We start from the raw sequence: 15,173 nt of genomic DNA, 5'->3' as shown, positions 1-15,173 counted from the left end.
CTGCCAGCGAATGGCCGGCTCAGTCTTATTTACGTGAGAAATGGACAACCAGCTTGTCGCCAACGGTTTGCAGCACTTGCACCAGCACCAGCAGCAACATCACGGTCACGACCATCACATCAGGCTGGAAACGCTGGTAACCGAAACGGATCGCCAGGTCGCCCAGACCACCCGCGCCGACCACACCGGCCATTGCCGTGTAGGACACCAGTGTAATCGCTGTCACCGTAATCGCCGCGAAGATGCCTGGACGGGCTTCCGGCAGCAATGCATTGGTGATGATCTGCCGTGTCGTGGCACCCATCGCCTGGGTGGCCTCGATGATGCCGCGATCCACTTCACGCAGGGCGGTTTCCACCAGTCGCGCGAAGAACGGCGTAGCGCCGATCACCAACGGTGGAATGGCACCGGCAACCCCGAGGGACGTGCCGGTGATCAACACGGTGAACGGGATCATCACGATCAGCAGAATAATGAACGGCAGTGAACGCAGGATGTTCACCATCAGCGACAGCATCGCGTAGACGCCTCTGGCTTCCAGCAACTGACGCGGGCTGCACAGGAACAACAGCACGCCCAACGGCAGGCCGAGCAAAACGGTGAACAACAACGAACCGAAGAGCATCAGCAGGGTGTCGCCGGTGGCCAGCCAGATTTCGAACCAGTCGATGTTTACGAAGAAACTTGTCAGGATTTCCATCAGCGCAGGACCTCCATGTGGACGTCAGCCGCGGTGAAGTGGGCGAACGCCGCCTCCATGTCGCCGCCGGTAACGGCCAGGGTCAACTGCCCGTAGGGGATGTCTTTGATGCGGTCGATGCGACCGGCCAGGATGCTGTAGTCCACACCCGTTTCCCGAGCGACGGTACCCAGCAACGGCGCGTAGGTCGCTTCGCCCTGGAAGGTCAGACGCACGATGCGGCCGGGCACGTGAGAGAAGTCGTCACGCTGTTCGCTTTCATCGATCTGTTCGTCTTCTTGCACGAAACGCTTGGTGGTCGGGTGCTTGGGATGCAGGAACACCTCGGCGACAGAACCTTGCTCGACGATCACACCGGCGTCCATTACCGCGACTTGGTCGCAGACCCGGCGGATCACGTCCATCTCGTGGGTGATCAGGACGATGGTCAGTTTCAGCTCGCGATTGATCTCGGCCAGCAATTGCAGGACCGACGCAGTGGTCTGCGGGTCCAGGGCGCTGGTGGCTTCGTCGCACAACAGGATTTTTGGCTTGGTCGCCAGGGCGCGGGCAATGCCGACACGCTGCTTCTGGCCGCCGGACAGCTGCGCCGGATACTTCTTGGCGTGGTCGGACAAGCCCACCCGCGCCAGCAACTCGGCGACACGCTGGTCGATCTCGCTACGTGACAGTTCACCGGCCAGGGTCAGTGGCAGCGCGACGTTGTCGGCCACGGTCTTGGACGCCAGCAGGTTGAAGTGCTGGAAAATCATCCCGACCTGCTGGCGGAAGCGTCGCAGGCTGTTGGCGTCGAGCGCCGTGACTTCTTCGCCGTCGACGAAGATCTTGCCGCCACTGGACTCTTCCAGGCGATTGATCAGACGCAGCAGGGTACTTTTCCCCGCACCGGAATGACCGATCAGGCCAAAGACCTGACCGTTCTCAATCGTCAGACTGGTCGGGTGCAGGGCGGGGATATCCTTACCGGCGACGCGGTAGGTTTTGTGGACGTTTTGAAACTCGATCACGTAGCGAACCTTGTGGGGCGCGTTGGAATAGGGTCAGCGGTTAGCCGGGCGCGCATTTTAGCCTGTCCGTATAGAGGTTATTAGCATTTATTCCGCATTCAACCTTCCATTTGGCAATAACGCGATCAAAGGTTAGAAAAAAGGAACGGCTAAAAAGCTCATCAGTCACTAATAAGGCAACTCGAAAACGCCCCCGGTGCCGTGCCTGGGGAATGCATATGAGTCCTGGCTACGGGATCGCAACGAGGAGTTTACGACTGATGAGTACTAAAAAGCCTGCCGCCCCCAAAAGCGCAATGGCCGGGACCGATACCCTGGACCGCGGCAACACCAACGCCAAGCTCGATAGCCTGGAAAAATTCCGCTCCGATGCCACCGAACAAGCCCTGCGCACCAATCAGGGCGTGAAGGTGTCGGACAACCAGAACACCTTGAAAGTCGGCGCTCGCGGACCGTCATTGCTGGAAGATTTCATCATGCGTGAAAAGATCACGCACTTTGACCATGAGCGCATCCCGGAGCGCATCGTCCATGCCCGAGGCACTGGCGCTCATGGTTTTTTCCAGAGCTATGAAAACCATTCGGTACTGACCAAGGCTGGATTCCTACAGGATCCGGGCAAGAAAACCCCGGTATTCGTGCGTTTCTCCACGGTGCAGGGCCCTCGCGGGTCGGGCGATACCGTGCGGGACGTACGAGGTTTCGCCGTGAAGTTCTTCACCGACGAAGGCAACTTCGACCTGGTGGGCAACAACATGCCGGTGTTTTTCATTCAGGATGCGATCAAGTTTCCTGACTTCGTGCATGCGGTGAAACCCGAACCGCATAACGAGATTCCTACCGGCGGCTCGGCCCACGATACCTTCTGGGACTTCGTTTCCCTGGTGCCGGAATCAGCGCACATGGTGATCTGGGCCATGTCCGACCGGGCGATCCCAAAGAGTTTGCGTAGCATGCAAGGCTTTGGTGTGCACACGTTCCGCTTGATCAATGCCGAAGGAAAATCACGCTTCGTCAAATTCCACTGGCGCCCTACCGCCGGTACTTGCTCGCTGGTGTGGGATGAAGCGCAGAAGCTCGCCGGTAAAGACACCGACTATCACCGTCGCGATCTGTGGGAGTCGATCGAGATGGGCGACTACCCGGAATGGGAACTGGGCGTGCAGGTCATCGAGGAAGAAAACGAACATAAATTCGACTTCGATATCCTCGACCCGACCAAGTTGATCCCGGAAGAACTGGTGCCGATTACCCCGTTGGGCAAAATGACCCTCAACCGTAACCCCGACAACTTCTTTGCGGAAACCGAGCAGGTTGCGTTCTGCCCAGGCCATATCGTGCCGGGAATCGACTTCTCCAACGATCCTTTGCTGCAAGGTCGACTGTTTTCCTACACCGATACGCAAATCAGCCGACTCGGCGGGCCGAACTTTCACGAAATCCCGATCAACCGCCCGGTGGCGCCGTTCCATAACGGCCAACGGGATGCGTTGCATCGCACCACCATCGACAAGGGTCGGGCGTCCTACGAGCCGAACTCCATCGATGGCGGTTGGCCGAAAGAAACGCCACCCGCCGCGCAGGACGGTGGATTCGAGTCCTACCCGGAGCGCATCGACGCCAACAAGATTCGCCAGCGCAGCGAGTCGTTCAGCGACCATTTCTCCCAGGCGCGCCTGTTTTTCCACAGCATGAGCAAGCACGAGCAGGAACACATCATCTCGGCTTACAGCTTTGAGTTGGGCAAGGTCGAGCGGGAGTTCATCCGGGCGCGTCAGGTGAATGAAATCCTGGCCAATATTGATCTGGAACTGGCCAAGCGCGTGGCACAGAACCTCGGCTTGCCGGCGCCAAAGGCTGGAACCGTCGAAGTGCGTAAAACCTCCCCGGACCGCTCACCGGCCTTGAGCCAGGCCAACCTGCTGCCGGCGGATATCAAAACCCGCAAAGTGGCGATTCTTGCGGCCAACGGTGTCGATGGTGCTGCGATTGATGCGATGAAGAAGGCGTTGAAGGCCGAAGGGGCACACGCCAAGTTGCTCGGCCCGACCTCCGCACCTGTGACCACCGCCGATGGCAAAACACTACCGGTAGATGCGTCGATGGAAGGGTTGCCGTCAGTGGCGTTCGACGCAGTGTTCGTGCCCGGTGGCGCGGCGTCGATCAAGGCGTTGAGCGGCGATGGCGTGGCGCTGCATTACCTGTTGGAGGCGTACAAGCACTTGAAGGCGATTGCGTTGCATGGCGAGGCGAAGCAGTTGCTGGATGTGTTGAAGCTTGAGGTGGATGCGGGGTTGATCGTGGGAGCGGATGCCAAGTTGATCAAACCGTTTTTTGCGGCGATCGGGCAGCATAGGGTTTGGGATCGGGAGCCGAAGGCCAAGGCGGTTCCGGCTTAGGTTTTACATCGATAGGAAGGACGCCTTCGCGGGCAAGCCTCGCTCCTACAGGGTTTCGCGTCGTTCGCCAATGTCGTGAACGATGGGATTCTGTAGGAGCGAGGCTTGCCCGCGAAGCTTTTAGGGTTTACGAGGGCTCAAGACCATCTGCGCCGGAACGTTGCGCAGGATCTGTCTTTCCAGATTCAACTCAAAATTCGAATCCAGCTTCTTCACCCGTTTGGTCAGCAACGTGGCCAACCAAGGGTAATCCTGGGTACGCGGCGCCTGAATACTCACGTCGCACTGGTAATTCACCACATCGGCGGCAATCGCATCCAATTGGCGGCGAAGCTTAGTCATATCGGTGAGGTTTAAAGCAACTGTGGTGCTTTCAGCAGTCGGATCGATCACTTTCGCCTGCGGTTTGGCCTCAGCAGCCAACAGCGCCGCTTCGGCCCTGTCCAGCTCGGCTTTACGCGCATTAACGATGGCGTTGTTGACCCCACCAGTCAGCGCCGGAGCCTTGGGCATCAACGCCCGAGCCCGGGCCAGCGCCGTGGCGGCCGCATTCACATCGCCTTTTTGCAGCACGATCTGGCTGCGGCGCAGATAGGCTTCGGCCAATTGCCGCTGATATTGCACGAGGGACGGGTCGTCGGGCGACTGGGCCTGCAAGGTCGCCAGTTGATCTTCGGCGGTGGCCAGCTCGCTGCTGGCCAGGTTTTGTTCCAGCTGCGCGATCGCCGTGGCGCGAGCATCGGTCGCCTCAGAGGTGGCCGATGGCGTGCTTTGGCAAGCGCCCAGTAGCAGCGAAAATGCGACAAGGAGCAGATAACGGGAGGCTAACAGCTTCATTCCTGCGACTCTCTATTTGCGCAAAAAACGAGCAAGTCTACACCCCTCGACGGGGCAGGACAAAACTCAGCAGAAACAGTGCGGCGGCCGTCACAACAATCGAGGGTCCCGCCGGGGTGTCCTTGAACCACGACAGCGCCAACCCGCCACAGACCGCGAGCATCCCCAGCAGGCTCGCGCCCAGTGCCATCTGCTCCGGCGAGCGGGCGTGACGTTGTGCCGCAGCCGCCGGAATGATCAACAGCGAAGTAATCAGCAAAACACCGACGATTTTCATCGCCACAGCGATCACCACAGCGATCAGCAACATCAGGGTCAGGCGCAGCGCCGGCACCGGCAAACCTTCCACTCTGGCCAATTCTTCGTGCACCGTGATTGCCAGCAATGGCCGCCACAATGTCACCAGCAAGGCTAGAACGGCCGCGCTGCCGCCGAGAATCCAGGCCAGATCGGTCGGGCTGATCGCCAGCAAGTCGCCGAACAGATAAGCCATCAGGTCGATCCGCACTTCGTGCATGAAGCTTAGTACGACCAGGCCCAGAGAGAGCGTGCTCGGTGCGAGAATTCCCAAAAGCGTGTCGGACGCCAGCGGCTGACGCTGTTGCAACGTCACCAGCAGCACCGCCAACAGCAAACAGCCGACGGTGACTGCCACGGTCGGGCTGACATCCAGCAAAAAGCCCAACGCCACGCCGAGCAAGGCCGCGTGGGACAGGGTGTCGCCGAAATAGGCCATGCGCCGCCAAACCACAAACGAACCCAGCGGTCCTGCGACCAGTGCCAAAGCCAGACCTGCAAGCAGGGCGTAGAGCAGAAAATCAGCCATGCTTGCAGCTATCTCCATGGACATGGGTGTGGGCCGCCGGGGCCGCGCTGACTACCGAGCCATGCAGGTCATGGGCGTGGTCGTGGTGGTGGTGATAAATCGCCAGGCTTTGTGCGTTCTTTCCGAACAGCTCGACGAACGCCGGATCACCGCTGACCTGTTCCGGGTGCCCGGAGCAGCAGACATGACGATTCAGGCAAACCACCTGGTCGGTGGTGCTCATGACCAGGTGCAAATCGTGGGAGACCATCAACACGCCGCAGCCGTGACGGTCGCGCAGTCGAGTGATCAGGCTGTAGAGCTCGGCCTGACCGGCCACATCGACGCCTTGCACCGGTTCGTCAAGCACCAGCAATTCCGGCTCACGCAACAAGGCCCGAGCCAGCAGCACCCGCTGCATTTCACCGCCGGAAACACTTTGCACCGGGCTGTCGATCACCTGCTCGGCGCCGACTTCCTTGAGTGCCGCCAAGGCTCGGGCGCGATCCACGCCCGGCACCAGACGCAAGAAGCGCAGCACAGACAACGGCAGCGTCGGATCGACGTGAAGTTTTTGCGGCATGTAACCGACCCGCAATTTCGGCTTGCGCCAGACGCTGCCGCTGTCCGGCTTCAACAGACCGAGTACGGCGCGCACCAGCGTCGTTTTACCCGCACCATTCGGGCCGATCAGGGTGACAATCTGCCCCGGCTCGACGCTCAGCTCGATGTTATCCAGCACGTTTTGCCCGGCAAAGGTGACGGCAACCTGCTCGAGGCGGATCAGCGCGTTGCTCATCAAGCCCCCTGGCAACCCGAACAGAGACCGACGACTTCAACGGTCTGGCCTTCGACGACAAACCCGACATCCTTGGCGCTGCTGATGATCGCGTCGCTGATGGATTTCTGTTCGAGCTCGATGGCGGCGTGGCATTCGCGGCAAATCAGGAACTGGCCCTGGTGGGCATGCTCAGGATAATTGCAGCCAATGAAGGCGTTCAACGAAGAGATGCGGTGGACAAGGCCGTTTTCCAGCAGGAAATCCAGCGCGCGGTACACGGTGGGCGGCGCGGCGCGGCGGCCGTCCTGCTCGCTGAGTACCGCGAGGATGTCGTAGGCACCCAGCGGTTTGTGACTTTGCCACACCAGTTCCAGCACCCGCCGACGCAAGGCGGTCAGGCGCAAGCCTTGACGTGCGCACAAGGCATCGGCCTCCGACAGAGCGCTATGCACGCAATGAGAGTGGTCGTGGGGACGGCTGGCAATCGGTGTTTTAGGCATGAGCGGCGACGAGTTTTGTGAGAGACGTTATTATGTTACCCGTTCTCGCCTCTTCGAGTGGTCATCGTGTCCCGACTTTTTTCTATCTTTGTCGCATTTGTCGCAACTTTTCTGTTGATGGGTTCGGCCCAGGCCGACGTCAAAGTCCTTACCAGCATCAAGCCGCTACAGCTGATTGCCGCTGCGGTGCAGGACGGCGTGGCGATTCCGGAGGTATTACTGCCACCGGGAGCTTCACCGCATAACTATGCCTTGCGCCCTTCCGACGTACGGAAGGTGCAATCGGTGGATCTGGTTTACTGGATTGGTCCGGACTTGGAAGGTTTCCTGCCTCGCGTGTTGAACGGTCGTACGCTGCCGAGCGTCGCCGTGCAAGATTTGCCGGGGCTGAAACTGCGCCGTTTCGCCGAGGACAGCCATTCCCACGCGGAAGAAGCCGACGAACATGACCACGATCATCGTCCAGGCAGCCTGGACGCGCATTTGTGGTTGTCACCGGTGAACGCCCGCGTAATCGCCCGCAAAATGGCTGCTGACCTGAGTGCGGCCGATCCAGCCAATGCGGCGCGTTATCAGAGCAACCTCAAGGCGTTCGATGAGCGTCTGGATGCGTTGGACCTGCGACTGAAGGCGCGCCTTGCGGGGATCGCGGGCAAACCGTACTTCGTGTTCCACGAGGCTTTCGACTACTTCGAAGAGGCTTACGGCCTCAAGCACACCGGGGTATTCAGCGTTGCAGCCGAAGTGCAGCCGGGGGCTCAGCATGTCGCGGCAATGCGCACGCGCTTGCAGGAAGTTGGAAAGACCTGTGTGTTCAGTGAGCCGCCGTTGCGTCCGCGCCTGGCGGAAACGCTGGTGGCCGGTCTGCCGGTGAAGTTGGCGGAGCTGGATGCGCTGGGCGGGTACACGCCGGCGACTGCTCAGGGGTATGAGCAGGTGTTGGAGAAGTTGGGGAATGATTTGGCGGGGTGTCTGGAGTCGTTGTAATTCCAGAATTGCGGCGCCCCATTCGCGGGCAAGCCTCGCTCCTACAGATCACACCAACCTGTAGGAGCGAGGCTTGCCCGCGAAGCTTTTAGAGGGCGAACGGCAGCGGTGTGCTGACCTTCTGCCGCTGCGCCAACCGCTGCTGGAACTCCATCGGATCGTGAATCAACACGTCCTGCCCGGCGAAAGATTCCGCGGCGATCAACCGTGACAACCAAAACCGCACACACGCCACGCGCAGCATGGTCGGCCACAGCTCGGCTTCGGCTGCCGTGAACGGCCGCAATGCCGCATAAGCCCCGAGCAATGCTCGCGCTCGCGGTCCGTCGATCAGACCGTCATCGTCTGAACACCAGTCATTCAAGGCAATCGCCACGTCGTAGAGCATCGGTCCCGAACAGGCGTTGTAGAAGTCGATCAGCCCGGTCAGGTGCGTGCCTTCGAACATCGCGTTGTCGCGAAACAGGTCGGCGTGGATGTTGGCCCTTGGCAACGCCAGAATTTTCGTTTTCTGCTGCGTGATTTCGTCCAGCGCCCGTTGCAGCAGATCGCTTTGCTCGGCATTCAGGTGGGACAGCAACTGCGTGCCCTCCTCCAGCATCCAGTCCAGGCCACGATCGGTTTTGCGCTTGATCATGTTGGCCTGGGTCGCCAGGTGCAGATGGCCCAGCAACTCGCCGACTTGAGCGCAATGCTGCGCGTTGGCGACCTTGATGTGCTTGCCGGCCAGACGTGGCTGCAACAGCGCAGGCTTGCCGGCCAGTTCGCGCAAGGCAACGCCATCGGTGGTGCGCAGCGCGTACGGCACCGGCAGATCGGCTTCGTGCAGCACGTCGAGCAGTTCGATGAAGAACGGCATCTCCTGAACCGGACCGCGCTCAACCAGGGTCAGGACAAATTCGCCCTGCTCCAGACTGATGAAGAAATTGGTGTTCTCACTACCGGCGGCAATCCCCTGGAAATCAAGCAGGCGGCCGAGCCCGTATGGGGCGAGAAAGGTTTCCAGCTCGGGCCGAGCCAGCGGGGTGAACACAGACATGTTTAAACTGCCAGTACGGGCGCCGCTGCTTGAGCCAGCGCCGATTGAAATTAAGAAACTACTTCCACTCAAAAATTTTCCACGACGGAATCAGCATATCCGGCTGATCCGAGCGGATGAAGTTTGCATCTGTACCGTCCGCACGCACCAGAAAATAGGGCGGTGCCCCCTTCGGCGTGACCTTGATCGCGTACAGGAAACCGTTTTGGCGGTATTCCTGAATGACCTTGTCCCCTTCCGTGCGGATCGTGACTTCCGGCTCCGGTGTCGGCGCATCGTCCGCCGCCATGACAGCCAAGGGAACGGTTGCAAACAAGCCAGCCAGCAACAGGCGATTTAGTGTGCGCATGATAACCTTGTCCCTTTGTCGTCAACGGTCCCGCTATTCTAGCGCCGGACCCGCCGAAAAGGTTGATCCTGCTCATGAGCCAAGCCCCCCTCGTCCTGGTGGACGGTTCTTCTTACCTGTACCGCGCCTTTCACGCCCTGCCGCCGCTGACCACTTCCAAAGGTTTGCCGACCGGAGCGGTCAAAGGCGTGCTGAACATGCTCAAGAGTCTGCGCAAGCAGTACCCGGGCAGTCCGTTCGCCGTGGTGTTCGACGCCAAGGGTGGGACGTTTCGCGATGACATGTACGCCGAATACAAGGCCAACCGTCCGAGCATGCCGGATGACATGCGCGTGCAGATCGAGCCACTGCACCAGAGCGTGATCGCGCTGGGCTTCCCGCTGCTGTGCGTCGAAGGCGTCGAGGCCGATGACGTGATCGGCACACTGGCCCGCAGCAGCGCGGCGGCTGACCGCCCGGTGGTGATCTCCACCGGCGACAAGGACATGGCGCAACTGGTCGACGGCCACATTACCTTGGTCAATACCATGACCGGTAGCAGCATGGACGTGGAGGGCGTGAAGGAGAAATTCGGCGTCGCTCCCGAGCAGATCATCGATTATCTGGCACTGATGGGCGATTCTTCCGACAACATTCCGGGCGTTCCGGGCATTGGTCCGAAGACCGCTTCGGGCCTGCTGGTCGGTGTGAACGGCGGCCTGACCGAGCTGTACGCACAGCTCGACATCGTCCCGACCCTGCCGATTCGCGGCGCCAAGACCCTGCCGGCCAAGCTCGAAGAGCACAAGGAGATGGCGTTCCTCTCTTATCAACTGGCGACCATCAAGATCGACGTGCCGCTGGACATCGGCCTCGACGACCTGCAAATGGGCCCGCCGGATCACGACAAACTCGCAGAGCTCTACACCCTGCTGGAATTCAAGAGCTGGTTCGACGACAACCAGCGCGACGCCAAGCGTTCCGGCCAGGAAGTCACCGCTCCGGTGGTTGAAGAAGCCGCTGTCGAGACTGAACTCAAGTACACCACGATCCTCACCCAGGCCGATTTCGACCTGTGGCTGAAGAAGCTCAACGACGCCAAGCTGATAGCCTTCGATACTGAAACCACTGGCATCGATGCGCAGCAGGCGCAACTGGTCGGGCTGTCTTTCGCGGTACAAGCCAACGAAGCGGCCTACATCCCGCTGACCCATTCCTACATGGGCGTGCCGGATCAGCTCGATCGCGATACTGTGCTGCGCGCGCTGAAACCGATTCTGGAAGACCCGAACAAACTCAAGGTCGGCCAGCACGCCAAGTTCGACATGAACATCCTGGCCAACTGCGCCATCGGTGGTGACCAGAGCTGCGGCATCACCGTGCAAGGCATCGCGTTCGACACCATGCTCGAATCCTACGTGCTGGATTCCACCGCGACCCGTCACGACATGGACAGCCTGGCGCTGAAGTACCTGAACCACACCACTACGAGCTTCCAGGACATCGCCGGCAAGGGCGCCAAGCAGCTGACATTCGACCAGATCTCGCTGGAACTGGCTGGGCCTTACGCCGCCGAAGACGCCGACGTAACGCTGCGCCTGCATCAAACCTTGCAGGAAAAGCTCAATGCCATCCCGAGCCTGAGCAAAGTCCTGAGCGAAATCGAAATGCCGCTGGTGCCGGTGCTGGCACGGATCGAACGCCAGGGCGCGTTGGTCGATGCCAACCTGCTGGGCATTCAAAGCGTTGAGCTGGGCGACAAAATGGTCGCACTGGAGCGTGAGGCATTTGCCATCGCCGGCGAAGAATTCAACCTCGGCTCGCCGAAGCAATTGGGCGTGATCCTGTACGAAAAGCTCGGGCTGCCGATCCTCAGCAAAACCGCCAAGGGCCAGGCATCCACCGCCGAAGCCGTCCTCGCGGAATTGGCCGAGCAGGATTACCCGCTGCCCAAAGTGCTGATGCAGTACCGCTCGATGAGCAAACTGAAAAGCACTTACACCGATCGCTTGCCGGAGCAGATCAACCCGCGCACCGGGCGGATTCACACGTCTTATCATCAGGCTGTCGCGGCGACCGGGCGTTTGTCGTCCAGTGATCCGAACTTGCAGAACATTCCGATCCGCACGGCTGAAGGGCGTCGGATTCGTCAGGCGTTCGTCGCGCCTAAAGGCTACAAGCTGCTGGCGGCGGACTATTCGCAGATCGAACTGCGGATCATGGCTCACCTGGCCAAGGACGAAGGTTTGCTGCACGCGTTCCGCAACGATCTGGACGTGCACAAGGCCACCGCCGCCGAAGTGTTCGGCGTGGAACTGGCCGATGTCACCACCGATCAGCGTCGCAGCGCCAAGGCGATCAACTTCGGTTTGATCTACGGCATGAGCGCGTTTGGCCTGGCCAAGCAGATCGGCGTGGATCGCAAGCAATCCCAGGCGTACATCGACCGTTATTTTGCCCGCTACCCGGGTGTTCTGGAATACATGGAACGCACCCGCGCCCAGGCGGCCGAGCAAGGTTTTGTCGAGACGATCTTCGGTCGTCGCCTGTACCTGCCAGAAATCAACGCGAAAAACCCGGCCCTGCGCAAAGGTGCCGAGCGCACGGCGATCAACGCCCCGATGCAGGGCACGGCGGCGGACATCATCAAGAAAGCCATGGTGGCGGTGGATAACTGGCTGACCTCATCGGGCCTGGACGCCAAAGTCATCCTGCAGGTGCACGATGAATTGGTGCTTGAGGTGCGTGAAGATCTGGTCGACCAGGTCCGCGATGAAATTCGCGCGCACATGAGCGACGCCGTGAAGCTGGATGTGCCGCTTCTGGTCGAGGTTGGCGTAGGCAATAACTGGGATGAGGCTCACTGAGCCATCTGAAAAGGCGTTTTCTGCTGCGGCATAGCGCCGCGGCAGAAAGTCGAAGGGCTCTTATTTCGAAAAATGCTTGGACTTATTCCGAATGGATTTTGATCGCCTGAGGAACTAAACCCGTGAACCGCCACTCAGAGTTACTGAATGGCTGGTGAAGCCCTTCGATGCTCCTATGTTGTGTTAAGTGTTGGCAGATATCTGGACCCCGCCCTAACGGTCCGGAACTTGAACCCCGGAACTTCCCCCTCCCCATAAGAAGTCCGGGGTTTTTTTTGCCTGCGATTTATTGCTGGGCAACTTCGGAGCCTTTGTCCGCCAGTTCCATCCAGCCTGCCAGTACAGTGTAGGCGTCTTCCAGGCCCATGCGTTTTGGCGCCGAAAACAGCTGAATACTGATCGCATCGCCCCACCCTTTGCGGATGTCTGTCTGGACCTTGAGCAGGACGTTTTTTGCCGCGCCGTAGGTCAGCTTGTCGGCTTTGGTCAGCAAAATGTGCATCGGCATGCCGCTGGCGACGGCCCAGTCGAGCATCAACAGGTCGAAATCGGTCATTGGATGACGGATGTCCATCATCAGAATCAGACCTTTCAAACTCTCGCGACCACCCAGATAAGCTTCCAGGTGACGCTGCCAGTGCAGCTTCAACGGGATAGGCACTTTCGCGTAACCGTAACCCGGGAGGTCGACCAGACGACGATCATCGTCTAGCTTGAAGAAGTTCAAGAGCTGCGTGCGACCCGGGGTTTTCGAGGTCCGCGCCAGGCTGGCGTGCGTCAAAGTGTTCAACGCACTGGACTTGCCGGCGTTGGAACGACCGGCGAAGGCCACTTCAAAGCCTTCGTCGTCGGGACATTGGTCGACTTTGGCGGCGCTGAGCATGAAGGTGGACTGTTGGCACAGGCCGAGGATGGGGTTCTTGAGTTGCATGGGATTTCCGATGTGGGCGGCGCCGGGAATGGACGCGGCAAGCGGTGTCGTTTCCGTTTCAGTGACGCCAGTATATAATGCCGCAGATTTTGTGTGCGCTTTGTCCCAGCGTAGGATGAAGTTCACGAGAGCGATTGACCTTGATTGCGCATTAGAACGCAGAACGCTCTCAACCCTGAAAAGGTCGTTTTATGACGAAATGGCTGCTAGCTGCCGGTGTCTTGATGCCGCTTTACAGCGCTCAGGCTACACAGGATCCGGAAGCTGTGTACAACCGTGTTTGTGGTGCCTGTCATTCCGGCCAACTCCCCATGGCGCCCAAAAAGGGCGATCAGGAAGCTTGGACGCCGAGGTTGGCGAAAGGTATGGAGACGCTGGTGCAACACGTGACCCAGGGTTTCAAGGCGATGCCGCCGCGTGGTTTGTGCATGGACTGCAGTGCCGAGGATTACCAAGCCATCATCCAGTGGATGAGCGAGTGATCCCGGCCCATAACTCTTTAACCCTTAGCCGTAGTTGGATTAGCTGATGAACAAATTGATCGTGAGTCTGCTGTTGACCGTGGGGATCTCCGGCATAGCCCATGCTGCAGGTGATGCAACTGCTGGTCAGGCGAAAGCCGCAGTATGTGGCGCCTGTCATGGCCCGGATGGCAACAGCATGGCGCCTAACTTTCCGAAACTGGCAGGCCAGGGCGAGCGTTATCTGAACAAGCAGCTGCACGACATCAAGTCCGGCAAGCGCACCGTTCTGGAAATGACCGGCCTGCTGACCAACCTGAGCGATCAGGACCTGGCCGATATCGCCGCCTACTACGCCAGCCAGAAAGGCAGTGTTGGCGCCGCCGACCCGAAAGTCGTGTCTCGCGGTGAAGCATTGTTCCGTGGCGGCGACCTGGCCAAGGGCCTGCCAGCCTGCACCGGCTGCCACTCTCCGGACGGCAAGGGCAACGCGGCTGCCGGCTTCCCGCACCTGGGTGGCCAGCATGCTCAGTATGTTGCCAAGCAATTGACCGACTTCCGCAAGGAAGAAGGCGGTCGTGCCAACGATGGCGATACCAAACCGATGCAGACCATTGCCAAAAAGCTGAGCGACGAAGATATCGCAGCGGTGTCCAGCTACATTCAGGGCCTGCATTAAGACCGGCGAATCGGGCGCCGCGCGGGGCTTACATCTCCTGCAACGTTAACGCTCCATTAATCCGTCGCAGCAAGTATAAAAAGGGTGGCTCAGGCCGCCCTTTTTTGTGGCCGCTGCCGTTACACTACAGAACTCAAGCCCGCCAGGACCTGTCTGAAAACAGGTCGCGCGAGGCGACCAAAATTGTCCAGGAGTAAAGCATGCGTAATCTGATCATCAGCGCCGCACTCGTCGCTGCCAGCCTGTTCGGCATGACTGCCCAAGCCGCCGAAGCACCCGCCGCCCCTTATGTCGAACTGAGCAACCCGGTTCCGGTCGCCGTGCCTGGCAAGATCGAAGTGGTGGAGCTGTTCTGGTATGGCTGCCCGCATTGCTACGCGTTTGAGCCGGTGATCAACCCTTGGGTCGAGAAGCTGCCTTCCGACGTGAACTTCGTCCGTATTCCGGCCATGTTCGGCGGCCCGTGGAACGCACACGGCCAGCTGTTCCTGACCCTTGAAGCCATGGGCGTCGAAAACAAGGTTCACGCTGCGGTATTCAACGCCATCCAGAAAGAACACAAAAAGCTAGTCGACAAGAATGAAATGGCAGACTTCCTGGCCACTCAGGGCGTAGACAAGGACAAGTTCCTGGCCACCTTCGACTCCTTCGCCATCAAGGGCCAGATCGTCAAGGCCACTGACCTGGCCAAAAAGTACGAAATCACCGGCGTTCCGACCATCATCGTCAACGGCAAGTATCGCTTCGACGTGGGCTCTGCCGGCGGCGCCGAGCAAGCATTGCAACTGGCCGACAAGCTGATCGACAAAGAGCGAGCGGCTAACAAGGCTGCTGCCAACTAAGCGCGGCGAC

15 protein-coding genes are annotated in these 15,173 nt (G+C 59.6%); 6 read left to right on the top strand and 9 right to left on the bottom strand.

The window, feature by feature from the left end; genetic code table 11:
* Nucleotides 1-25: 25 nt before the first annotated feature.
* Both ACYZTY_RS29005 and ACYZTY_RS29000 read right to left on the bottom strand, forming a co-directional pair.
* Complete coding sequence (locus tag ACYZTY_RS29005; RefSeq protein ID WP_461956477.1) at nt 26-700, bottom strand: methionine ABC transporter permease; 675 nt, start codon at nt 698-700, stop codon at nt 26-28.
* A complete protein-coding gene (locus ACYZTY_RS29000; RefSeq protein WP_461956476.1) occupies nt 700-1,707 on the bottom strand; it encodes a methionine ABC transporter ATP-binding protein in 1,008 nt (335 codons plus the stop codon). The genes ACYZTY_RS29005 and ACYZTY_RS29000 overlap by 1 nt, the downstream gene beginning before the upstream one ends.
* Nucleotides 1,708-1,967: 260 nt before the next feature.
* Here ACYZTY_RS29000 and katE point away from each other — a divergent pair, with 260 nt between their 5' ends.
* Nucleotides 1,968-4,106: a catalase HPII gene (katE, locus tag ACYZTY_RS28995; protein ID WP_461956475.1), complete on the top strand. Its 2,139-nt coding sequence runs from the start codon at nt 1,968-1,970 to the stop codon at nt 4,104-4,106.
* Between the two features lie 120 nt (nt 4,107-4,226).
* Here the strand turns inward: katE and ACYZTY_RS28990 are convergent, their stop codons facing one another.
* Genes ACYZTY_RS28990 through zur form a run of 4 tightly spaced genes read right to left on the bottom strand, consistent with a single transcriptional unit; the run spans nt 4,227 to nt 7,029 of the window.
* Nucleotides 4,227-4,943: a PA5502 family lipoprotein gene (locus ACYZTY_RS28990; protein WP_461956474.1), complete on the bottom strand. Its 717-nt coding sequence runs from the start codon at nt 4,941-4,943 to the stop codon at nt 4,227-4,229.
* A gap of 37 nt (nt 4,944-4,980) precedes the next feature.
* Entirely contained in the window at nt 4,981-5,769 is a 789-nt protein-coding gene (znuB, locus tag ACYZTY_RS28985) for a zinc ABC transporter permease subunit ZnuB (protein WP_017341765.1), read from the bottom strand.
* Nucleotides 5,762-6,547 (bottom strand): zinc ABC transporter ATP-binding protein ZnuC, encoded by a 786-nt coding sequence (gene znuC / locus ACYZTY_RS28980; RefSeq protein ID WP_461956473.1) that lies wholly within the window; start codon nt 6,545-6,547, stop codon nt 5,762-5,764. The genes znuB and znuC overlap by 8 nt, the downstream gene beginning before the upstream one ends.
* On the bottom strand, nt 6,547-7,029 hold the full coding sequence (gene zur, locus ACYZTY_RS28975) for a zinc uptake transcriptional repressor Zur (protein ID WP_461956472.1): 483 nt from the start codon (nt 7,027-7,029) through the stop codon (nt 6,547-6,549). Before zur ends, znuC begins: the two co-directional genes overlap by 1 nt.
* Before the next feature lie 66 nt (nt 7,030-7,095).
* Between zur and ACYZTY_RS28970 the strand changes: the two genes are divergently transcribed.
* Entirely contained in the window at nt 7,096-8,016 is a 921-nt protein-coding gene (locus ACYZTY_RS28970) for a zinc ABC transporter substrate-binding protein (RefSeq protein ID WP_461956471.1), read from the top strand.
* 88 nt (nt 8,017-8,104) lie between these two features.
* Here ACYZTY_RS28970 and ACYZTY_RS28965 read toward each other — a convergent pair whose 3' ends face one another.
* On the bottom strand, nt 8,105-9,055 hold the full coding sequence (locus ACYZTY_RS28965; RefSeq protein ID WP_461956470.1) for a homoserine kinase: 951 nt from the start codon (nt 9,053-9,055) through the stop codon (nt 8,105-8,107).
* 58 nt (nt 9,056-9,113) lie between these two features.
* Nucleotides 9,114-9,404, bottom strand: coding sequence for a DUF2782 domain-containing protein (locus tag ACYZTY_RS28960; protein ID WP_034149452.1), 291 nt, complete (start codon nt 9,402-9,404; stop codon nt 9,114-9,116).
* A 74-nt stretch (nt 9,405-9,478) separates the two neighbouring features.
* Between ACYZTY_RS28960 and polA the strand changes: the two genes are divergently transcribed.
* Nucleotides 9,479-12,250, top strand: coding sequence for a DNA polymerase I (gene polA, locus ACYZTY_RS28955; RefSeq protein WP_461956469.1), 2,772 nt, complete (start codon nt 9,479-9,481; stop codon nt 12,248-12,250).
* Nucleotides 12,251-12,536: 286 nt separating this feature from the next.
* Here polA and yihA read toward each other — a convergent pair whose 3' ends face one another.
* On the bottom strand, nt 12,537-13,181 hold the full coding sequence (yihA, locus tag ACYZTY_RS28950; RefSeq protein WP_109627074.1) for a ribosome biogenesis GTP-binding protein YihA/YsxC: 645 nt from the start codon (nt 13,179-13,181) through the stop codon (nt 12,537-12,539).
* 191 nt (nt 13,182-13,372) lie between these two features.
* Here yihA and ACYZTY_RS28945 point away from each other — a divergent pair, with 191 nt between their 5' ends.
* From ACYZTY_RS28945 to ACYZTY_RS28935, 3 genes are all read left to right on the top strand, one after another.
* Nucleotides 13,373-13,663: a c-type cytochrome gene (locus tag ACYZTY_RS28945; protein ID WP_008156007.1), complete on the top strand. Its 291-nt coding sequence runs from the start codon at nt 13,373-13,375 to the stop codon at nt 13,661-13,663.
* A 46-nt stretch (nt 13,664-13,709) separates the two neighbouring features.
* Nucleotides 13,710-14,321, top strand: coding sequence for a c-type cytochrome (locus ACYZTY_RS28940; RefSeq protein WP_461956468.1), 612 nt, complete (start codon nt 13,710-13,712; stop codon nt 14,319-14,321).
* A gap of 200 nt (nt 14,322-14,521) precedes the next feature.
* The gene (locus tag ACYZTY_RS28935) at nt 14,522-15,163 is read left to right on the top strand and encodes a thiol:disulfide interchange protein DsbA/DsbL (protein WP_461956467.1); all 642 of its coding nucleotides are present in this window, start codon (nt 14,522-14,524) and stop codon (nt 15,161-15,163) included.
* Nucleotides 15,164-15,173: the final 10 nt, after the last annotated feature.

The organism is Pseudomonas sp. LB1P83, from assembly GCF_054897885.1.
This window is presented reverse-complemented; position numbering and strand designations above follow the sequence as displayed.